17 protein-coding genes and 1 pseudogene are annotated in these 19,683 nt (G+C 64.3%); 4 read left to right on the forward strand and 14 right to left on the reverse strand.

Going from position 1 to position 19,683, the window contains the following annotated elements; genetic code table 11:
* Nucleotides 1-40: 40 nt before the first annotated feature.
* Nucleotides 41-1,543, forward strand: a complete 1,503-nt coding sequence (gene ppx, locus BGP85_RS28410; protein ID WP_103446193.1) for an exopolyphosphatase — start codon at nt 41-43, stop codon at nt 1,541-1,543.
* Here the strand turns inward: ppx and ppk1 are convergent.
* Nucleotides 1,530-3,761: a polyphosphate kinase 1 gene (gene ppk1 / locus BGP85_RS28415; RefSeq protein ID WP_103446194.1), complete on the reverse strand. Its 2,232-nt coding sequence runs from the start codon at nt 3,759-3,761 to the stop codon at nt 1,530-1,532. The genes ppx and ppk1 overlap by 14 nt on opposite strands.
* 213 nt (nt 3,762-3,974) lie before the next feature.
* Between ppk1 and BGP85_RS28420 the strand changes: the two genes are divergently transcribed.
* A complete protein-coding gene (locus BGP85_RS28420; RefSeq protein WP_181004444.1) occupies nt 3,975-4,619 on the forward strand; it encodes a DedA family protein in 645 nt (214 codons plus the stop codon).
* A gap of 501 nt (nt 4,620-5,120) precedes the next feature.
* On the opposite strand, the pseudogene BGP85_RS29415 reads toward BGP85_RS28420, so the two are convergent.
* Nucleotides 5,121-5,747, reverse strand: a pseudogene (locus BGP85_RS29415) (sterol desaturase family protein); the annotation flags it as partial.
* A 113-nt stretch (nt 5,748-5,860) separates the two neighbouring features.
* On the opposite strand from BGP85_RS29415, the gene elbB reads away from it, so the two are divergent.
* Nucleotides 5,861-6,526 carry an isoprenoid biosynthesis glyoxalase ElbB gene (gene elbB, locus BGP85_RS28430; protein WP_103446196.1) on the forward strand — a complete coding sequence of 222 codons (666 nt, stop codon included), beginning with the start codon at nt 5,861-5,863 and terminating at the stop codon, nt 6,524-6,526.
* Here elbB and BGP85_RS28435 read toward each other — a convergent pair whose 3' ends face one another.
* The 8 genes from BGP85_RS28435 to BGP85_RS28470 form a co-directional block, all read right to left on the reverse strand.
* Nucleotides 6,527-6,979 (reverse strand): YaiI/YqxD family protein, encoded by a 453-nt coding sequence (locus BGP85_RS28435; RefSeq protein ID WP_103446197.1) that lies wholly within the window; start codon nt 6,977-6,979, stop codon nt 6,527-6,529.
* A 72-nt stretch (nt 6,980-7,051) separates the two neighbouring features.
* Complete coding sequence (locus BGP85_RS28440; protein WP_103446198.1) at nt 7,052-8,992, reverse strand: cytochrome c/FTR1 family iron permease; 1,941 nt, start codon at nt 8,990-8,992, stop codon at nt 7,052-7,054.
* Nucleotides 8,993-9,197: 205 nt separating this feature from the next.
* Nucleotides 9,198-10,616, reverse strand: a complete 1,419-nt coding sequence (locus tag BGP85_RS28445) for an efflux transporter outer membrane subunit (protein ID WP_103446199.1) — start codon at nt 10,614-10,616, stop codon at nt 9,198-9,200.
* On the reverse strand, nt 10,613-11,488 hold the full coding sequence (locus tag BGP85_RS28450; protein WP_103446200.1) for an efflux RND transporter periplasmic adaptor subunit: 876 nt from the start codon (nt 11,486-11,488) through the stop codon (nt 10,613-10,615). Before BGP85_RS28450 ends, BGP85_RS28445 begins: the two co-directional genes overlap by 4 nt.
* Complete coding sequence (locus BGP85_RS28455; RefSeq protein WP_016392395.1) at nt 11,485-11,697, reverse strand: DUF1656 domain-containing protein; 213 nt, start codon at nt 11,695-11,697, stop codon at nt 11,485-11,487. The genes BGP85_RS28450 and BGP85_RS28455 overlap by 4 nt, the downstream gene beginning before the upstream one ends.
* Nucleotides 11,694-13,781: an FUSC family protein gene (locus BGP85_RS28460; RefSeq protein ID WP_103446201.1), complete on the reverse strand. Its 2,088-nt coding sequence runs from the start codon at nt 13,779-13,781 to the stop codon at nt 11,694-11,696. The genes BGP85_RS28455 and BGP85_RS28460 overlap by 4 nt, the downstream gene beginning before the upstream one ends.
* On the reverse strand, nt 13,778-14,230 hold the full coding sequence (locus BGP85_RS28465) for a MarR family winged helix-turn-helix transcriptional regulator (protein ID WP_103446202.1): 453 nt from the start codon (nt 14,228-14,230) through the stop codon (nt 13,778-13,780). Before BGP85_RS28465 ends, BGP85_RS28460 begins: the two co-directional genes overlap by 4 nt.
* Before the next feature lie 106 nt (nt 14,231-14,336).
* Nucleotides 14,337-15,131 (reverse strand): tetratricopeptide repeat protein, encoded by a 795-nt coding sequence (locus tag BGP85_RS28470; protein ID WP_103446203.1) that lies wholly within the window; start codon nt 15,129-15,131, stop codon nt 14,337-14,339.
* A gap of 206 nt (nt 15,132-15,337) precedes the next feature.
* Here BGP85_RS28470 and BGP85_RS28475 point away from each other — a divergent pair, with 206 nt between their 5' ends.
* Complete coding sequence (locus BGP85_RS28475; protein ID WP_103446204.1) at nt 15,338-15,895, forward strand: WYL domain-containing protein; 558 nt, start codon at nt 15,338-15,340, stop codon at nt 15,893-15,895.
* A 56-nt stretch (nt 15,896-15,951) separates the two neighbouring features.
* On the opposite strand, the gene BGP85_RS28480 is transcribed toward BGP85_RS28475, so the two are convergent.
* Genes BGP85_RS28480 through BGP85_RS28495 form a run of 4 tightly spaced genes read right to left on the reverse strand, consistent with a single transcriptional unit; the run spans nt 15,952 to nt 19,636 of the window.
* Entirely contained in the window at nt 15,952-16,815 is an 864-nt protein-coding gene (locus BGP85_RS28480) for an ABC transporter permease (RefSeq protein ID WP_027919390.1), read from the reverse strand.
* Nucleotides 16,816-16,829: 14 nt separating this feature from the next.
* Nucleotides 16,830-17,693: an ABC transporter ATP-binding protein gene (locus BGP85_RS28485; protein ID WP_103446205.1), complete on the reverse strand. Its 864-nt coding sequence runs from the start codon at nt 17,691-17,693 to the stop codon at nt 16,830-16,832.
* A gap of 6 nt (nt 17,694-17,699) precedes the next feature.
* The gene (locus BGP85_RS28490; RefSeq protein ID WP_103446206.1) at nt 17,700-18,719 is read right to left on the reverse strand and encodes an ABC transporter substrate-binding protein; all 1,020 of its coding nucleotides are present in this window, start codon (nt 18,717-18,719) and stop codon (nt 17,700-17,702) included.
* Between the two features lie 17 nt (nt 18,720-18,736).
* On the reverse strand, nt 18,737-19,636 hold the full coding sequence (locus BGP85_RS28495; RefSeq protein ID WP_103446207.1) for a TauD/TfdA dioxygenase family protein: 900 nt from the start codon (nt 19,634-19,636) through the stop codon (nt 18,737-18,739).
* Nucleotides 19,637-19,683 lie beyond the last annotated feature (47 nt).

Here is a 19,683-nt window from a genome sequence, read left to right on the forward strand (position 1 = left end):
CGTGGCACGATTGCCGGGTTACCGACCGAGAACACACAGAATGCCGCATACCTCCGCGAAGAACCTGTCCCTGATCGCCGCCATCGACCTGGGCTCCAACAGCTTCCACATGGTCGTGGCCAAGGCGCACCACACCGAAATCCGCATTCTCGAGCGGCTCGGCGAGAAGGTTCAGTTGGCCGCCGGCATCGACGAAGAGCGGATGCTCAGCGAAGAAGCCATGGAGCGAGGCCTGGAATGCCTCAAGCGTTTTGCCCAACTGATCAACGGCATGCCCGCAGGCTCCGTGCGCATCGTCGGCACCAACGCCCTGCGCGAAGCGCGCAACCGCAACGAATTCATCCAGCGTGCCGAAGCCATCCTCGGCCACCCGGTGGAGGTCATCTCCGGCCGGGAAGAGGCGCGCCTGATCTACCTCGGTGTATCGCACACCCTGGCCGACACCCCCGGCAAACGCCTGGTCGCCGATATCGGCGGCGGCAGTACCGAGTTCATCATCGGCCAGCGCTTCGAACCGCTGCTGCGCGAAAGCCTGCAGATGGGCTGCGTGAGTTTCACCCAGCGCTATTTCCGCGATGGCAAGATCACCCCGGCGCGCTACGCCCAGGCCTACACGGCCGCACGCCTTGAGCTGATGAGCATCGAAAACGCCCTGCATCGCCTGACCTGGGACGAGGCCATCGGCTCGTCCGGCACCATCCGCGCCATCGGCGCCGCGATCAAGGCCGGGGGCCTGGGCAATGGCGAGGTCAATGCCGAGGGCCTGGCCTGGGTCAAGCGCAAGCTGTTCAAGCTGGGCGAGGTCGACAAGATCGACTTCGAAGGCATCAAGCCTGACCGGCGCGCCATCTTCCCCGCTGGCCTGGCGATTCTCGAGGCCATCTTCGATGCCCTTGAGCTGCAGCGCATGGACCACTGCGACGGCGCCCTGCGCGAAGGCGTGCTATTTGATCTGCTTGGCCGCCATCACCACGAGGATGTACGCGAGCGCACCCTGAACTCGCTGATGGAGCGTTATCACGTCGACCAGGGCCAGGCAGCACGCGTCGAGCGCAAGGCGCTGCACGCTTTCGACCAGGTGGCCAAGGCATGGAAGCTTGAAGATGGAAATTGGCGCGATCTGCTGGGTTGGGCGGCGAAAATCCACGAAATCGGGTTGGATATCGCCCACTACCACTACCACAAGCATGGCGCCTACCTGATCGAGCACTCAGACCTGGCCGGTTTTTCTCGCGACGAGCAGCAGATGATGGCCCTGCTGGTTCGTGGCCACCGTCGCAACATTCCCAAGGACAAGTTCTCGGAGTTCGGCGACGAGGCCGTGCAACTGATTCGCCTCTGCGTGCTGCTGCGCTTCGCCATCCTGTTCCACCACATCCGTGGCAACCAGCAGATGCCCAAGGTAGAGCTGCAGGCAGGCGAGGACAGTCTCGAAGTGGTGTTTCCGGCAGGCTGGCTGGAACAGAACCAGCTGACCCAGGCCGACTTCGCCAACGAGGCGGAGTGGCTGGCCCGGGTCGGCTTCGTCCTCAGCGTACGTTGAGGAGCGGGTTGCTCAGGCGCTCCAGCAGGGTCGCCTGGGCACTGCGCGGGTTCTGGTTGCCGGTCGGGCTGCTGCGTACGTAGCGCCCGTCAGGCTGCAAGGTCCAGGCGTGAGTGTTGTCGGTCAGGTAGCCTTCCAACTCCTTCTTCACCCGCAGCAGCAGCTTCTTGCCCTCTACCGGGAAGCAGGTCTCGACGCGCTTGTCGAGGTTGCGCTCCATCCAGTCGGCGCTGGACAGGTAGATCTGCTCTTCGCCGCCATTGAGGAAGTAGAACACGCGCGTGTGCTCAAGGAAGCGGCCGATGATCGAGCGCACCTGGATGTTGTGCGAAACCCCCGGAATGCCTGGGCGCAGGCAGCACATGCCGCGTACCACCAGGTCGATCTTCACGCCCGACTGGCTGGCCTTGTACAGCGCCTTGATGACCTTGGCGTCGGTCAGCGAGTTGAACTTGGCAATGATGTGCGCGGGCTTGCCCTCCAGGGCGAACTGGGTCTCCCGGGCGATCATGTCGAGCATGCCCTTCTTAAGGGTGAACGGCGCGTGGAGCAACTTCTTCATGCGCAGGGTCTTGCCCATGCCGATCAGCTGGCTGAACAGCTTGCCGACGTCCTCGGTGAGGGCGTCGTCAGAGGTCAGCAGGCTGTAGTCGGTGTACAGACGGGCGTTGCCGGCGTGGTAGTTACCGGTACCCAGGTGCGCATAGCGCACGATCTCACCCTGCTCGCGACGCAGGATCAGCATCATCTTGGCGTGGGTCTTGAAGCCGACCACGCCGTAGATCACCACCGCACCGGCTGCCTGCAGGCGGCTGGCCATCTGCAGGTTGGACTCTTCGTCGAAGCGCGCGCGCAGTTCGATCACCGCGGTGACCTCCTTGCCGTTACGCGCCGCATCCACCAAGGCGTCGACAATCTCCGAGTTGGCCCCGGAGCGGTACAGGGTCTGGCGCACGGCGAGCACGTGTGGGTCCTTGGCGGCCTGGCGCAGCAGGTCGATCACCGGGGTGAAGGACTCGAACGGGTGCATCAGCAGGATGTCTTGCTTGCCGATCACGCTGAAGATGTTGTCGGCGTTCTGCAGCAGCTTGGGGATGGCCGGAGTGAACGGCGTGTACTGCAGCTCCGGGTGGCTGTCGAGGCCGGTGATGCTGAACAGGCGGGTCAGGTTGACCGGGCCGTTGACCTGGTAGAGCTCGCTCTCGCTCAGGCTGAACTGCTTGAGCAGGTAGTCCGACAGGTGTTTCGGGCAGGTGTCGGCGACTTCCAGGCGCACGGCGTCGCCGTAGCGGCGCGAGAACAGCTCACCGCGCAGGGCGCGCGCCAGGTCGTCGACTTCTTCGGAATCCAGCGCCAGGTCGGCGTTACGGGTCAGGCGGAACTGGTAGCAACCTTTGACCTTCATGCCCTGGAACAGGTCATCGGCGTGGGCGTGGATCATCGATGACAGGAAGACGTAGTTGTCGCCTGGGCCACCGACGTCTTCCGGTACACGAATGACGCGCGGCAGCAGGCGTGGGGCCGGGATGATCGCCAGACCGGAATCGCGACCAAAGGCGTCGACACCTTCGAGCTCGACGATGAAGTTCAGGCTCTTGTTCACCAGCAGCGGGAACGGGTGAGTCGGGTCGAGGCCGATCGGGGTGATGATCGGCGCGATCTCGTCGCGGAAGAAGCGGCGCACCCAGGTCTTGAGCTTGGGCGTCCAGTAGCGGCGACGAATGAAGCGAATGGCGTGCTTTTCCAGCTCCGGCAGCAGCACGTCGTTGAGGATCGCGTACTGGCGCTCCACCTCGAAGTGCACCAGCTCGCTGATGCGTGCCAGCGCCTGATGCGGCTGCAGGCCGTCGGCGCCGGCCAGTTCGCGGGCGAAGTTGATCTGCTTCTTCAGGCCAGCGACGCGGATCTCGAAGAACTCGTCGAGGTTGCTGGAGAAGATCAGCAGGAATTTGAGGCGTTCGAGCAGCGGATACGATTCGTCCAGCGCCTGTTCCAGCACACGGATGTTGAATTGCAACTGCGAAAGTTCGCGATGAATGTACAGGCTGCTGTCGTCCAGGCTCGGGACGGTGATGGCCGGCGTCGGCGCAGGAGCCGGGGCGGCGACCTCGACCACCGGTCCCACGACCTCGGGCAGGTCTGGCGGGGTCTGTACCATCTCTTCGGGGACTGCCTGGGCATCCTTGATCGCGACAGGGGTTAGCACTTCATTATTCATCTGACGTTCCTGAGGACGTTAACGCCCTATGATCAATTGAGCGGCAAGATAAGCGCCCATTATGACGGCTGTGTTACAGCTTCGCGCAAGCCGCGACTTAAGGCTGCCGGTATTGTCTGCGTAGGAATAGTTCACGTCGAGACACATTTGGACACTTTCACGAATGCGCGCGAAGGGGTAGGCTGCGCGTTCATTTCGCCAGCACCTCAGAAAATGCTCCAACAATTCCTGCAGGATTTCGGCTACTTTGCCCTTTTTCTAGGCACCTTCTTCGAAGGCGAGACCATTCTGGTACTTGCGGGATTCCTTGCGTTCCGCGAATACATGGACATCAAGCTGGTGGTCCTGGTGGCCTTCTGCGGCAGCTACGCCGGCGACCAGCTGTGGTACTTCATGGGGCGGCGGCACGGGCGCAAGATCCTTGCACGCAAGCCACGCTGGCAGGCGATGGGTGACCGGGCGCTGGAGCACATCCGCCGCCACCCGGACATCTGGGTGCTGAGCTTCCGCTTCGTCTACGGCCTGCGCACGGTGATGCCGATCGCCATTGGCCTGTCCGGCTACTCACCACGCCGCTACTTGCTGCTGAACGGCATCGGCGCCGCCGTGTGGGCTCTGGCACTGGGCCTGGCGGCCTACCACTTCGGCGCCATCCTCGAAGGCATGCTGGGCAGCATCAAGAAGTACGAGCTATGGGTGCTCGGCGGCCTGCTGCTGCTGGGTGGCCTGCTCTGGCTGCGCCGGCGTTTTCGCACCATCCGCGCCGAGCGCCGCGCGGCGGCAGAAGAGCAGCCCGCCGGCACTGAGCAGCAGGTAGCCGCCAAGAAGCAGCCAGAACACGGGCACGATCACCGCTAAGCCCAGCGTGCCGGCCAGATACAGCGCCGGCACCAGCGTCAACAGGCGCGCCAGCTCCAGGCGCATGGCCCACGGCCGGTTTTCCAGGGCCGCCCCCAGCACGAACAAACCGAACGCCATCAGTGACCAGCCCAGCACCAGGGCGGCGCTCGGCACACGCTCGGCCACGTCCATCAGATAACTGCCCAACGCGATGTAGACGGTGAACTGCACCGCCACGTACACCTGCCACGCCCGGCCCAGGGCAATCTCGAACTTGCGGAACAGCGCCAGGTTCTGTTTCGCCTGTGGATAAGTTGCCGCGACATCGGCCGGGCGCCAGCCGGTGGGCATGAACCAGATGCGCAGCTTGTCTTTCCAGCTGTGGGTGCGGCGGGCATCGCTGTAAAGCTGGGCGTAGAACTGCAGGTTGGCCCACAGCGGGTTCCAGCTGGCCAAGGGCGTGGTCACGCCGAACACCACCGGCTCGGCCGGGTCCTCCTCCTTGAACGTACCGAACAGACGGTCCCAGATAATGAACACGCCGCCGTAGTTGCGATCCAAGTAGGCAGGATTCTGCGCATGGTGGACTCGATGGTTGGACGGTGTGATCAGCAGCCACTCAAGCCAGCCGAGCTTGGGGATGTGCCGGGTGTGTACCCAGAACTGGTACAGCAGGTTCAGCGAGGCCACGGTGATGAACACCACGGGCGGCACGCCGATCAGCGCCAGCGGCAAGTAGAAGATCCACGAGAAGATGAAACCGCTGCTGGTCTGGCGCAGCGCCGTGGTGAGGTTGTATTCCTCGCTCTGGTGATGCACCGAATGCGCCGCCCACAACACGTTGCGCTCATGGCCCAGGCGGTGCAGCCAGTAGTAGCACAGGTCGTACAGCACGAAGGCCAGCAGCCAGACCCACACGGCGTCCGGCGGCAGGCGCAGCAGCGCCAGGTGCTCCCAGGCCAGGGCATAGGTCAGCAGCCCTACCCCTTTGGTCAGCAGGCCGGTGCTGGTCGACAACGCGCCGGTGCTGAGGCTGTTGATCGAATCGGCCAGGGTGAAGTTGCGCTGACCGCGCACGCGGTCGGCGACCAGCTCCAGGGCGATCAGCACGAAGAAGAACGGCACGGCCAGCAGAATCAGGTCCATGGGCAACGCTCGGCAGGGTTATCCACAGAGATTAGGATGCGCCCGCGGTAATCCCTATGGCTACATCTGCCAAACTAGGGGACATTTAGCGCCTCGAAAATGGAGTAATGAGCATGACCAAGAAAGTAGCGGTGATTCTTTCCGGCTGTGGCGTCTACGACGGCGCCGAAATCCACGAAAGCGTGATCACCCTGCTGCGCCTCGACCAGCGCGGCGCACAGGTGCAGTGCTTTGCGCCGAACATCGCGCAGATGCACGTGATCGACCACCTGACTGGTCAGGAAATGCCGGAATCGCGCAATGTGCTGACCGAATCGGCGCGCATCGCCCGTGGCGAAGTGAAGGACATCCGCGAGGCCAAGGCCGAAGACTTCGATGCGTTGATCGTGCCAGGCGGTTTCGGCGCGGCGAAGAACCTGTCCAACTTTGCCGTGGAAGGCACTGAATGCACAGTGAACCCGGACGTGCTAAGCCTGACCGAAGCCTTTGCCGAGGCCTGCAAGCCGGTTGGCCTGATCTGCATCTCGCCGGCGCTGGCGGCGAAGATTTATGGCCCGGGCGTGATCTGCACCATTGGCAATGACGCGGGCACCGCGGCAGCTGTGGAAAAGATGGGCGGCAAGCATGAGGAGTGCGATGTGCATGACATCGTCGAGGACACCCAACGCAAGCTGGTGACTACCCCGGCCTACATGGTGGCCAAGTCGATCAGTGAAGCGGCCAGCGGCATCTACAAGCTGGTGGACCGGGTGCTGGAGCTGACCCACGAAGGGGCGTGATCAGCCCTTGCTGAGGCGTGTCAGGATCCGATCCAGAGCATTGGCGAAGGCCTGCTTCTCGCGTTCGCCATAGGGCGCCTGCCCTCCCCCGACCTGGCCCTGCTCACGCAGCTCGGTGAACAGGTTGCGCACCGCCAGGCGCTCGCCCATGTTGCGTTCGTCGAACTCGCGGCCACGTGGGTCCAAAGCCGCCACACCCTTCTTGATCAGGCGGTCGGCCAACGGTACGTCGCTGCAGATCACCAGCTCGCCGGGCACGGCGTGCTCGACCAGGTAATCGTCGGCCGCGTCCATGCCGCTGGGCACCACGATCAGGCGGACGATCGCGAAGGCTGGCTTGGCCACGGCCTGGCCGGCCACCATGACCACCTCAAGCTGGCGCTTGAGGGCGAATTTGACGATCAGGTCCTTGGCTGCCTTGGGGCAAGCGTCGGCGTCGATCCAGATGCGCATTTAGCTAAATCTCTATTTTCCTGCCCTGGCCTCTTCGCGGGCACGCCCGCGAAGAGGCCAGCAGCATCAACCTTAAACGGCAGCCCGACGCTTCTCGGCCAGGCGACTACGCCCATACAACACCAGAATCGCCAGCAGCGCCACCGCCTGCGCACTCAGCGAATACGCATCGGGGTGAATCCCCAGCCAGTCGAACTCGAAGAACGCCATCGGCCGCGTGCCCAGCACACCCGCCTCCTGCAGCGCCTTCACGCCATGCCCGGCGAACACCACCGACAGGGCGCACAGCAATCCGGCGTTGATGCTGAAGAACAGCGACAGCGGCAGCTTCGCCGACCCGCGCAGGATCACCCACGCCAGGCCCACCAGCAGCACCAGCGCCGTGGCACCACCGGCCAGCACCGCCTGGTGGCCCGCTGGGCCGGCCTGCAGCCACAGGGTTTCGTAGAACAGGATTACTTCGAACAGCTCGCGGTACACCGAGAAGAACGCCAGCACGGCAAAGCCGAAGCGCCCGCCGCCACTGACCAGGCTGCTCTTGATGTAGTCCTGCCAGGCAGCAGCATGGCGGCGGTCGTGCATCCACACACCCAGCCACAGCACCATCACGCTGGCGAACAAGGCCGTGCTGCCTTCCAGAAGCTCACGCTGGGCACCGCCCACGTCGATCACGTAGGCCGCCACGGCCCAGGTGGCAAACCCGGCAACCAGCGCCAGGCCCCAGCCGATGTTGACACTGCGGATGGCCGACTGCTGGCCGGTGTTACGCAGGAACGCCAGCACCGCGGCCAGCACCAGGATCGCTTCCAGGCCTTCGCGCAGCAGAATCAGCAGGCCGGAAATGAAGCTCAGCGACCAGCTCAGGCCATCGCTGCCCAACAGCTTTGCGGCCTGGTCGAGTTTGGTTTTCGCTTCGCTCAGACGCTGTTCGGCCTGGGCGACCGGGAGGCCGTCCTGCAGCGACTGACGGTAGGCCATCAGGGCCTTTTCGGTGCTCTTGCGCGCTACGGTATCAATGTTGTCCAGCGAGCTTTCGACCAGTTCGAAGCCTTCCAGATAAGCCGCCACCGACAGGTCGTAGGCTTGGTCGTGATCGCCTGCACGGTAGGCCGCCAGGCTCTTGTCCAGCGTGCTTGCCGTATATTCGAGCAACTGCGACGGGCCACGCTTGACCTGTGGCGGCTGGGCACGCTGGGCGCGGAACGCCTCGACCGACGCGGCGCCTTCATTGGCGGCGACTTCGGCCGGGGTCTGGCGGGCCAAGTCGGCGATGTTCCAGGTCTTGTTGCCCTTGGCAGCCTCAGGATTGGCCGTGAAGCTGGCGATGTAGGCTGCCACGTCCCAACGCTGGCGCTCATCCAGTTGGTCGGCGAACGACGGCATCTCGGTGCCGTCGATACCCAGCGCCAGTGTGTTGTACAGGTCGAACAGGCTCAACTGGTCAAGACGTGCGGTGTCGCGCAGGTTGGCCGGTGCTGGCTCCAGGCCCACACCTGCCGGGCCATCGCCCGTGCCGGTATCACCGTGGCAGATCGAGCAGTTCTGCGCATACAGCGAGGCGCCACGGGCCGGGTCCGGGGTGATCACCGGGGCCTGGCTGACCTCGTAGGCCACCGCCAGGCGGGCGCCCAGTTGGCGCGCCTGCTTGGCTACCGCTGCGCCGTCCTGGCGCTGGTCGATGGCCTGGCGCAGCGCGTGTACCCCTTGCTGCAGGCCAGCTTGCTCGGTGTTGGCTGGCAGGCTGTCGATCAGCTCGGCCAGCACGGTGCTGAATTCTTGCTGCTCACGGTATTCGCCATCGTCGATGACCTTGCCGTTTGCCACGGTCGGCGGGTAGTCGGCACCAATGTAGTCCAGCAAATGCAGGGCTTTGGCGGCATCGGCGGGCGCTTCGGCCTGCGCCAAGGTGCTGCACAGCGCCAGCAACGGGCCGAGCATTACAGCTGGCAACCAGGCGAGCAGACGGGAACGGGTTTTCATGGCCACTCTCGGAGGGAATGCGAAAGAGAACATTGTTCACTTCCACTTTGCTTCTCTCAAGGGCTGAGGCTGGATTTCATGAAAAATCTTGAGACAAATCTGATGAAGTGGATTGCCACAGCGATGCGCCATGTACCCAACGGGTGTCTCACGCCCGATCGCCTTGCGAGGCATGCCGACAGATTTCATGGGCGCTGAAAATGCCAAGGCAGGCACCTGTCAGACCTGCCCCGTGCCCTCACTGCTTCCCAGTGTCCTTCCACCCACCTCCCAACGCCAGGAAAACGCCAATCTGCCCCACCGCCACCTGACTATTGGCCGCCGCCAACTGCGCCCGCACATCGGTATAGGTTCGCGTCGCCTGCAAATCCGCCAGGAACGACTCACGCCCTGCCTGGTAATACCGGTGCGTCTGGTCCGCCGCTTCCTTCGCCGACTTCTCCGCCTCGGCCAACGCATCCCGCCGGTCCAGCAAAGCACTGTACTGCGCCAGACGGGTCTGGGTTTCGCGAATGGCGTTCAGCACCACGCCGTCGAAATGCGCCAGGGCCGCCTGGGTCGAGGCTTCAGCCATGCGAATTCGCGCACGGGTGCCGTTGGTCGGGATGCTCCAGCTGATCTGCGGACCAAAGCCCCAACGGTTGGTCGACGGATCGCCGAGGTCTTCAAGAATACCGATGGTGCCGACCTGGGCACCGATGCTGATGTCCGGATACAGCGCACCCGTAGCCACGCCGATTTCGGCGGTGGCCGCCGCCAGCTGGCGTTCGGCCTGGCGCACATCCGGGCGGCGCTTGAGCAGGGCCGCGCCGTCACCCACCGGCACCAACTGATTGAGCTGTGGCAGCTCGGCGCAATCCGCGGTACCGGCGGGCAACTTATCCACAGGCTTGGCCAGCAGCGCCGCCAGGGTATACATGCCCGTTTCGCGCTCGGCCTTGAAGCGCGGCAGTTCGGCGCGCAACGACTTGAACTGGGTCTGCGAGCGGGTCACCTGGGTTTCGTCGCCACGGCCGGCGTCGCGCAGGCGCTGGTTGAGCTTCACGCTCTGTTCCTGCAGGTCGAGCGACTCGCGGGCGATGTGGTACTCCTCGTTGGCCGAGCACACCTGGGTGTAGGCCTTGACCACATCGGCCACCAGGGTGATTCGGGCGGTGTCGGCGGCGGCCTGCACTGCGTCGGCGTTGGCCTTGGCGGCCTCGGTGCCGCGCTTGAAGGTGCCCCACAGGTCGAACTGGTACGAGGCACTGATGATCGCCTCGCCAATGTTGGCCACCGGCACCTTCTCCGGCAGCAGGAAGGCCTGGCCAGACTCCTGCAAGCGCTGGGCGCCGGCCTTGATGCCGCCATTGAAGCCGCCCTGGGACTCGGCCACTTCGACTTGGGCGCGAGCCTTGGCGATGTTGGCCGCAGCCACGCGCAATTCGGTGTTGGCACTCAGCGCCTGGCGCACCAACTCGTTGAGGCGTTGATCCTGATACAGCTGCCACCAGTCCTCGGGCACCGGCGCCGACACCACGCTGTCGGCATCCTGGCGCAGCGGGCCGTTGAGATCGCTGCGTTGCACCGCCGCATCCTTCGGCACTTGGTAATCGGGGCCGACCATCATGCAGGCCCCCAGGGACAGGCAGAACCCCGCCAGGATCAGCTGTTTCATGGGCGCTGGCCCTCGAGGATCGACACAGTGGCCGTGCGCCCGGCGATCATGCGGAAGTCTTCCGGCACTTCGTCGAAGGCGATACGCACCGGAATGCGCTGGGCCAGGCGCACCCAGCTGAACGCCGGGTTGACGTTGGGCAGCAGATTGGCGCCGCTGACGCGGTCACGGTCTTCGATGCCGGCGGCGAAGCTCTGCACGTGGCCGCGCAGGCGGGTGTTGTCGCCCATCACGCGGATGTCCACGGCGTCGCCGATGTGAATGCCACCGAGCTTGGTTTCCTCGAAGTAGCCATCGACGTGGTACGAGGCGCTGTCGACCACCGACAGCACCGCGCGGCCAGCGCTGACGAATTCATGGTCACGCGGGGCGCGATCGTTGAGGTAGCCATCTACCGGGCTGCGCACCACCGAGCGGTCGAGGTTGAGCTGGGCAGTGTCGACCGCCACCTGGGCCTCGCTGACCGCCGAACGGGCGCGAGCCTCGCGGGACTGGCTCTCTTCCAGCTGCTCGGCCGCCACCAGGTTGCCGAGCTTGCGGTTACGCTGCGCTTCGCGCGACGCCTGGGCCAGGGTTTCCTGGCGCTCGCCGAGGGTCGCCTTGGCTTGGCGCAGGGCCAGAGTGAAGCGGTCCTGGTCGATGGTGAACAGCACGTCGCCGCGTTTGACGGTCTGGTTGTCGCGCACCTCGACCTTCTGGATCAGGCCGGACACGTCCGGGGCGATCTGGATCACGTCGGCACGGATGTGGCCGTCGCGGGTCCAGGGGGCGAACATGTAGTACACCACCATCTGCCACACGAGCACGGCGGCGAAGGTCACTACCAGCAAGGTCAGGACCACACGGCCCAGGGTCAGCAAAGGTTTTTTCATGGCAGCATCAGGCTTCGGCAAAAGTGGTCGACCGCACCCAGCAGCACGGCATACAGGGCAACGTTGAACAGCGCCCGGTGCCAGACCAGGCGGTAGAAATGCAGGCGCACCAGCACCGCGTGCACCCCCAGGAACAGCAGGTAGGTGCCAAACATCATCACCAGCAGCGTGGGCAGGAACACCCCGCTGATATCCAGTTCACCGATCACAGGGGCGCTCCGTCGAGGCCGGGGGGCAGTTGCGGTTGTTCTGCAGGCTCGAGCATCACCTCGACACCCGGCAGCAAGGCCAGGCGCAGGCCTGCCAGGGCATGCAGCAGATGAGTGCGGGCATCGCCGCGCTCGTACAGTTCATCCAGGTTCAGCGCCAGGCGCGCACGCTCCATGTTGCGCAGCAGCGCGGCCGGGGCATGCAGGCGCTCGCCCGCACGCAGGCAGGCGGCGTAATGCGCGCCGACTTCCTCGATCACCGTGCCCAGGCGCTCGCGGGCCTGCTGGCCGGCGCGCGGCATATAGGCCAGCAGGTCGAGCAGGTTCAACCCCACGCGCAGATCACGCAGCGCCACGCCACTGTCCTGGCCGGTCTGCGACAGGCGCGGCAGGTGCTGCATGAGGCGATCGAGCATTTGCACGCCGACCTGGCGATGCTCGGCCAGGGTCGCCGGCTCGGTCATCTCGACAATGTCGCGCCAGACGAAGCGGGTCATGCGCTTGGCCGCCAGTTCCACGCCGAACGGGCGCATTACCAGGGTCCAGATGAAGGCGAACAGCAGGCCCACGGGGCCGGCCAGGTTGGAATTGAGGAAGGTGAAGAAGTCAGCGTCGTAGGCGCCCTGGATGCTGATGAACGTCGAGGTGTTGACGATGGTCAGCAGGGTGCCGAGGTAGAAGCGCGGCTGCACGGTCAGGGTACCGACACAGATGAACGGGATCGCGAAGGCCAGCACCAGCATCGGGAAGTCGTGCAGGTTGGGCAGCACCAGGAACAGGTACAGGCTGGAGAAGATCACCGACATCAGGGTCCAGAAGAAGAACCGGTAGATCTGCGGCGCCGGGTCGTCCATGGCGGCGAAGAAGCTGCACGACACAGCGGCAAGGATCACCGCACTGGCGCCGTCGTTCCAGCCCAGGCCAATCCACAGGCCGCAGGCGACGATGATCGCCAGCACCGTGGAAACCACCGAGTAGAGCATCAGGCCACGGTCGAAGAACGCGGTCAGGCGGCCCAGGCGCCAGTGGCGGTAGACCGCGCGCCAGGGCTTGGGGTCGTCGGTGCGCAGGGCGTGCTGCAAGGAGCAGCAGTCCTGCCACAGGTCGGCCCACTCGGTCAGGCGGTACAGGGCGTTGGACAGCAGCAACTCGGCACGCTGATCGAGGGCGGCAGCACCGGGCTGCAGGCGGTCGATCTGCTCGTGCAGGGCGGTCCAGCGGGCTATGGAGGCGCTGTCGGCGGTGCCTTTGAGCCATTCACGGGCAGCGTCCAGCACCGGCTGGATCTGCCCGTAATGGGCCGGCGCGCGGCCTTCGAGGGCGACCAAGGCATCGTCGAGAGCGTCGATCACCGGTAGCAGGTGAATCATCCGCCCGCGCAGCTCGCGGGCGTTCTTCAGGGTATGCGGGCCGGCACCTTCGTGGCCGAGCTGGCCGATCATCAACTCCAGCGAGTTGAAGGTGGTGACCATTGCGCCGCGCATGCCACCGACCTTGTCGGCGCTGGCTTCACGGGCGAGGTAGGTGTCGCTGTAGCGGATCGCCTCGGTGAACCAGTTGCCAGTGGCGCCCACCACCACCGGGGCCAGGCGGCGCGGCCAGAAGATCGCACCGACCACTGCCGCGCAGACGATCCCCAGGCAGATTTCCTGGGCCCGGGAGGACGCCACGTCGAACACCGCCAGCGGGTTGTCGACCACTGCCAGGGCAATCATCGGCAAGGTGTAGCCGGCCAGCATCAGCACATAGTTGTTGGCCGTGCGCAGGTTCAGCGAGAGGAACAGCAAGGTGCCGGTCCACAGGGCGATGGCGATGCTCAGCAGTAACGGCGACTGCACCAACGGTGGCACGAAGAAGATCGCCCCGGCAGCACCGAGCAGCGTTCCCACGGCGCGATACACCGCCTTGGAGCTGGTCGGGCCGACGAACGGGCTAGAGACGATGTAAACGGTGGCCATCGCCCAATACGGGCGCGGCAACTGCAACAGCAGGGCGATGTACAGGGCAATCATCGACGCGGCGAAGGTGCGCACGCCATAGAACCAGTCGCGTGCCGGCGGCACCGAGCTGAAGAAACCGTTCATGCCACCCCGCCTGCAGTACCCAAACCAGCGGCTTCGAAGGCACGTAACACGCGCAGCGCAGCCTGCAGCTCGGCCTCGTCGATGCCTTGCAGCACGTCATGGCGTACGCGCACCAGCTCGGCTTCGATGGCTTCGGCCAAGCGACGGCCTTCGGCGGTCAGGCTCAGGGCCTTGGCACGGCGGTCCAGCGGGTCTTCGCTGCGGCAGACCAGGCCAGCCTTGCACAGCTGGTCGAGCAGGCGCACCAGCGACGGGCTTTCCAGGCCAGCAGCCTGGGCTACGGCCACCTGGTGCACGCCATCGCCCAGGCGCACGATCATCAGCAACGGTGCGGCGCAGGCCTCGGAGATACCGTAGCCGATCAGGGCGTTGTGGCAGATGCGCCGCCAGTGGCGAGCGGCAACCACCATGCCGCTACTGACTTGCAGGCGCAGGGAGTCAATGGACATGAGAAGAACCAAGGATATTCATAGTTTGCTAACTATCAATATACGCCTGTGCCTCCCCCTTTCGTCAACAGCGGGCGACGGGGGGCCTTGATGAATTCTTGTTCATTCAGGGCTGAACCTGGTCTTCCAGTTTCATGGTCAGGGCCAAGGTGCTGCCCATCTGCACCGCCCGGTCACGCCAGTTCTGGTAACGGGCGTCATCCCGGCTGCTGAAATGCACCGCCAACTCCTCGGCCGCCTGCATCACGCCGGTTGCCGCTGCCAACTCCAGCCAATACAGCGCGGCCTTGATGTCCGCCTCCACGTATAAGCCATGCAATAAGCGGTAGCCCACTTCGAACCGGCAACGCGCCTCGCCCCGCTCGGCGCCACGCAAGAACCATTGGTAGGCCTGGCCCGGGTCCACCTGCCAGCCCAGCGCGGCATCGCAGACTTCTTCTTCGTACAGGTCTCCCAGCGCGGCAGCGGCATGCAGCATGCCGCGCTCGAAGGCCTGGCGATAACATTCCTCGGCCTGGGCATAGGAAGTCTCGACACCCTTGCCGAAGTAGTGCTGCTGCCCCAGGTTGAACCACGCCGCCGCATTGCCCTGCAGCGCCGCCATGCGCAGCAGGTGCCCGGCCAGGGTAGTGTCGGCACGCCAGTACTTGCCATTGAGCCAGATCCAGCCGAGGTCGTTGAGTGCTGCCACGTTGCCGGCCAGAGCCTGTTGGCGCAGATCGGTGTACACCGCCTGCAGGTCGTGGGCCTCGTCCAGACGGTTGACCAGCAGCGCGCGCTGGCTGGGCTGCCCAACCCCGGCAAACAGTCGCTGTCGCCTGCCGACATATGTCGGTGGGCAAATGACCTGCTCAGGCAGAAGACGGGCGAGCAGCGAATGGATATTGCTGACAGCTGACATGTTCATCCTCATTGAACGACCCACAGGCCCGACCGCGGCTGTGATGAGGCGTGATTCTGCGCGACGTCACGTCAAAACCTGTCGCGAACGATTCGAGGCAAGGCAACCAATTGCGCATTCGTGGATCTGAACGAGTTATGGCTAATTGCCATGACCCGCTCGCGCCGCCATCCTGTTGCGGCAAGCCTAGACAAGGACGTTACCTTTTGCCGTTCGCCACCACCCGCGCCACCCTCAGCCGTCAGTGGGCGCTGCTGCGCCAGTTACCGAGCCGCTCCCCGGGCATTACCAGTGCCGAACTGGTGTGGCGCCTGCGAGATGTCGGCTTCAACATCAGCAAACGTACGGTGGAGCGGGACCTTAACGAGCTGTCGCTGATCTTTCCGCTGGATCGCAATGACAAGAGCATTCCGTTTGGCTGGCACTGGTCGGCGAACGTTGCTGGCGAGTTGCGGGGGAATTTCGACCTGCAGGGATATTTGCGGGGTGATTCGCTTCAGCCGGCGCAGGGTGAAGGGATCGAGATGCAGGCCTGGATCAGCGACCCATTGGCCCGGCAGTTGCGCGAGGCGCCGTTGAGCCTAGACATGCAGTTGACTGCACTCGAGCAGGGGCATCGACTGCGGGCCACGGTGGAAGATGGCGGGCCGTTGCGCTGGTGGGTACTTAGCCAAGGGGAAGGCTTGGTGGTCGAAGAGCCGCAAACTTTACGCGAGGAGATCGCCAGGACCTTGAGTAATGCGGCAGCACAGTACATGAATTAGTTGCCTGTACTGGCCTCTTCGCGGGGCAAGCCCGCGTAGAGGCCGGCACAGATGTATTACCGCTGCATGCCCCATCGCCGAACGGTCAACCGCTCAAGGGTATTGAACACCAACCCCTCGACCAGCAAACCGATCAGGATCACTACCGCCAATCCGGCAAACACCTTGTCGGTATACAGCTCGTTGCGGTTCTGGAAGATGTACCAGCCCAGCCCGCCCTTGCCGCTGCTGGCGCCGAACACCAGTTCGGCGGCGATCAGGGTGCGCCAGGCGAACGCCCAGCCGATCTTCAGCCCCGAGAGGATCGACGGCAGCGCCGCCGGTACCAGGATGTGCAGGACCAGACGCAGCCCTTTCAGGCCGTAATTGCGCCCTGCCATGCGCAAGGTTTCCGACACCCCGAGAAAGCCCGCATAGGTATTCAGCGCCAGCGCCCACAGCACCGAATGCACCAGCACGAAGATCAGGCTGTTGTCGCCCAGCCCGAACCAAAGCAACGCCAACGGCAGCAGGGCAATCGCCGGCAAGGGGTTGAACATCGAGGTCAGGGTGCCCAGCAGGTCGCGACCGAGCTGGGTCGACACCGCCAAGCTGGTCAGGCCGAAGGCCAGGACGATGCCCAGCAGGTAACCCTTGAGCAAAATCACCAGCGACACGCCGACCTTGGCAGGCAGCTCGCCACTAAGCAGGCCGTCCCACAATGCGGCGGCGGTCTGCAGAAAGGTTGGCAGCAGCAGGTCGTTGCCCTGGTAGCGCGCGATCGCTTCCCACAAGGCGGCGATCACCACCAGAATCACGGCCTTGCGCAGCCAGCCGTGCTGCCACAGGCGCTGGGCCAACGGTAGATTGCGCTCCACAGGCACACTGAGCAAAGGCTCCAGCTGCACCTCGTATTCCTGGCGCACAGGTGTAGGGGTCATGGCTGAAGCTCCTGTCAGTAGGCAATGCGAATGTCGTTGAAGCCCAGGTCATCGGCCTGCTCGGGGGCTTCGGCCTCGTCGAACAGCAAGCGATGGATGCGTCGCGCACTGGCCTGGAAGTCCGCAGCGCCGAGGCTGCCAAGGTCGTACTGGTGGCTGTGCACCTCGGCCCGTACCCGGCCCGGGTGGGGCGACAACAGCAGGATGCGGTTGCCGACCACCAACGCTTCCTCGATGGAGTGGGTGACGAACAGCAAGGTGAAACGCACTTCCTCCCACAGCAGCAGCAGTTCTTCTTGCATCTTGCGTCGGGTCAGCGCATCGAGCGCGGCGAACGGCTCGTCCATCAGCAGTATTTTCGGCTGGGTGGCCAACGCCCGGGCGATCGCCACGCGTGCCTTCATTCCGCCCGACAACATGTGCGGGTAGACATCGGCAAAGGCGGCCAGGCCGACCTTTTCCAGGTAATGCAGGGCCCGCTCCTCGGCCTCGGCGCGCTTGAGCTGGCCAGACACCAGCAGCGGGAACATGACGTTCTCTTTCACCGTTTTCCACGGCGGCAGCTGGTCGAACTCCTGGAACACCACGATGCGGTCAGGGCCGGGGCTATTGACCGGTTGGCCCTGCAGCAGGATCTGCCCTTCCCGGGGGTTGATGAAGCCGGCCACGGCCTTGAGCAGGGTGGACTTGCCGCAGCCCGACGGGCCAAGCAGGACGAAACGGTCGGCGCGGTCAACTTCGAAGCTGACCTGATGGGTGGCCCGCACCACGCGCTGCGCGGTGCGGTATTCGAGGCTCAGGTTGTCCACCTTGAGCAACGGCGGTGTGGCGACACGGCTCAGGTTGCTGGCCGTGTGGCCTGGCAATGGGGCGGTCATGGTCGGTCAGCTCCCTTGCAGCGGCCGTTCATCCTGGAAGAAGTAGTCCTTCCACGACGCTGGCTTGTGCTTGATGGCGCCTACCCGATACAGGAACTCGGCCAGCTTGTAGGTGTTTTTCGGGGTGACGGTGAACTCGTACTGCGGGTTGTCGATCAGCTTGATCAGCGCGTCGCGGTCGATCTTGGCCTTGGTCACGCGGATGTAGGTATCCGCTGCAGCGGCCTTGTCGTTCTGGGCGAAGTCCGCCGCCTCGGCCAGGGCGTCGACGAAGGCCTTGTAGGTCTTGGGGTTGTCGTTACGGAATTTCTCGGTAGCGAACAGCAGGGTCGGCGAGTTTGGGCCGAGCAAGTCGTAGCTGTTGAGCACCACGTGCACGTTCTTGTTGGCCAGCACCTGGTCCTGGAACGGCGGGTTGGAGAAGTGCCCGTTCAGTTCGGTGCCACCAGCCAGCAGCGCGGCGGTGGCATCCGGGTGCGGTACGGCCAGGGTGTACTTGTCGAGGCGGTTGTATTCCTTGTCGCCCCACTGCTGGGCGGCGGCGTACTGCAGGAAGCGCGATTGCACCGAAACACCCACAGCAGGTACCGCAATGCGGTCCTTGTCCGTAATGTCGGCGATGGTCTTCACGTTTGGGTTGCTGCTGACCAGGTAGTACGGGAAGTTGCCCAGTGAGGCCACGGCCTTGACGTTCTGCCGGTCCTTGGTGCGGTCCCACACGGTCAGCAGCGGGCCAACCCCGGCACCGGCGATGTCCACCGAGCCGGACAGCAGTGCGTCGTTGATCGCCGAGCCGCCGGACAGCTGCGCCCAGTCAACCTCGATGTCGATGCCCTGCTGCTTGCCGTGCTTCTCGATCAGGTGCTGGTCACGCACCACGTTGAGCAGCAGGTAGACAATGCCGAACTGCTCGGCGATGCGGATCTTGCCTTCGGCTTGCGCCACGGCGGGGGCCGCCAGGCTGCCAACGACCAGGCTGGCGCCCAGGCCAATGCTTGCCGCCAGGCGGCTGATGGATTTGCGCATGATGAATTCCTCAGTCGTCAGAACGGGGCATCGCCCTGGATGGTGGTGCGGAACAGTTTGCGGCGCAGGTGCGCGGGGCAGCCGGTGGCCAGGTGGATCAGCGAACGGTTGTCCCAGAACACCAGGTCGTGGGGCTGCCACTGGTGGCGGTAGATGTTCTGCTCAAGCACGCTCAGCGCGTACAGCTGCTGCAGCACGTCGCGGCTTTCATCGTCAGGCAGGCCGACGATGCGGGTAGTGAAGCCTTCGCTGACGAACAGCGCCCTACGGCCGTTTTCCGGGTGGGTACGCACCACCGGGTGGATGACCTCTTTCACCTGCGCGAGCTGCTCGGCGGTCAAGGTCGGGCGCCAGTTGCCTTCAAATTTGGTTTCGGCGTAACGGGCGGTGTAGGAGTGCGCGGCACTGCGGCCCTCGACCACTTTGCGCAGGGCCTGGGGTACAGCGTCCCAGGCTTTGTGCATGTCGGCGAACAGGGTGTCGCCACCTTCGCTGGGCAGCTCCTGTGCGTGCAGCATGGAGCCAAGGCTTGGCAGCTCCTTGTACGACAGGTCCGAGTGCCAGAACTTGCCGGCATCGCCAAGGCCGATATTCTGGCCGTTCTCGATGATGTTGGAGACGATCAGGATTTCTGGGTAGCCAGTGAGCAGGAACTGCTTGAGCACATGGATCTGCAACTCGCCAAAGCGGCGGCTGAAGGCAATCTGTTGTTGCGGGCTGATGCGCTGGTCACGGAACACCAGCACATGGTGGTCGAGGTGGGCGCGATGAATTCGGGTGAAATCCTCGGCGGTGACCGGCTTGGCCAGGTCCAGGCCAATGATCTCGGCGCCGACGGCACCCGAGAACGGGCGGATTTCAAAGGTTTGCGGCTGGGCGCTGTCGATGGACGACAAGGCGTTCGAGGCGGCTGGCATGTGTCACTCCCACGCAGTGCGCGACTTCAATGGCGCGCAACGATCAG

The sequence above is a fragment of the Pseudomonas putida genome, from assembly GCF_002906855.1.
Taxonomy (GTDB): Bacteria; Pseudomonadota; Gammaproteobacteria; order Pseudomonadales; family Pseudomonadaceae; genus Aquipseudomonas; species Aquipseudomonas putida_N.

Excerpts from the sequence above, each read along its gene's own strand:
- BGP85_RS28485 (WP_103446205.1), bottom strand. The coding sequence starts at position 17,693 with ATGACCGCCCCATTGCCAGGCCACACGGCCAGCAACCTGAGCCGTGTC.
- BGP85_RS28450 (WP_103446200.1), bottom strand. The coding sequence starts at position 11,488 with ATGAAAAAACCTTTGCTGACCCTGGGCCGTGTGGTCCTGACCTTGCTG.
- BGP85_RS28495 (WP_103446207.1), bottom strand. The coding sequence starts at position 19,636 with ATGCCAGCCGCCTCGAACGCCTTGTCGTCCATCGACAGCGCCCAGCCG.
- BGP85_RS28490 (WP_103446206.1), bottom strand. The coding sequence starts at position 18,719 with ATGCGCAAATCCATCAGCCGCCTGGCGGCAAGCATTGGCCTGGGCGCC.
- ppk1 (WP_103446194.1), bottom strand. The coding sequence starts at position 3,761 with ATGAATAATGAAGTGCTAACCCCTGTCGCGATCAAGGATGCCCAGGCA.
- BGP85_RS28460 (WP_103446201.1), bottom strand. The coding sequence starts at position 13,781 with ATGAACGGTTTCTTCAGCTCGGTGCCGCCGGCACGCGACTGGTTCTAT.
- BGP85_RS28465 (WP_103446202.1), bottom strand. The coding sequence starts at position 14,230 with ATGTCCATTGACTCCCTGCGCCTGCAAGTCAGTAGCGGCATGGTGGTT.
- BGP85_RS28445 (WP_103446199.1), bottom strand. The coding sequence starts at position 10,616 with ATGAAACAGCTGATCCTGGCGGGGTTCTGCCTGTCCCTGGGGGCCTGC.
- ppx (WP_103446193.1), top strand. The coding sequence starts at position 41 with ATGCCGCATACCTCCGCGAAGAACCTGTCCCTGATCGCCGCCATCGAC.
- BGP85_RS28440 (WP_103446198.1), bottom strand. The coding sequence starts at position 8,992 with ATGTTCTCTTTCGCATTCCCTCCGAGAGTGGCCATGAAAACCCGTTCC.
- BGP85_RS28480 (WP_027919390.1), bottom strand. The coding sequence starts at position 16,815 with ATGACCCCTACACCTGTGCGCCAGGAATACGAGGTGCAGCTGGAGCCT.
- elbB (WP_103446196.1), top strand. The coding sequence starts at position 5,861 with ATGACCAAGAAAGTAGCGGTGATTCTTTCCGGCTGTGGCGTCTACGAC.
- BGP85_RS28435 (WP_103446197.1), bottom strand. The coding sequence starts at position 6,979 with ATGCGCATCTGGATCGACGCCGACGCTTGCCCCAAGGCAGCCAAGGAC.
- BGP85_RS28420 (WP_181004444.1), top strand. The coding sequence starts at position 3,975 with ATGCTCCAACAATTCCTGCAGGATTTCGGCTACTTTGCCCTTTTTCTA.
- BGP85_RS28470 (WP_103446203.1), bottom strand. The coding sequence starts at position 15,131 with ATGTCAGCTGTCAGCAATATCCATTCGCTGCTCGCCCGTCTTCTGCCT.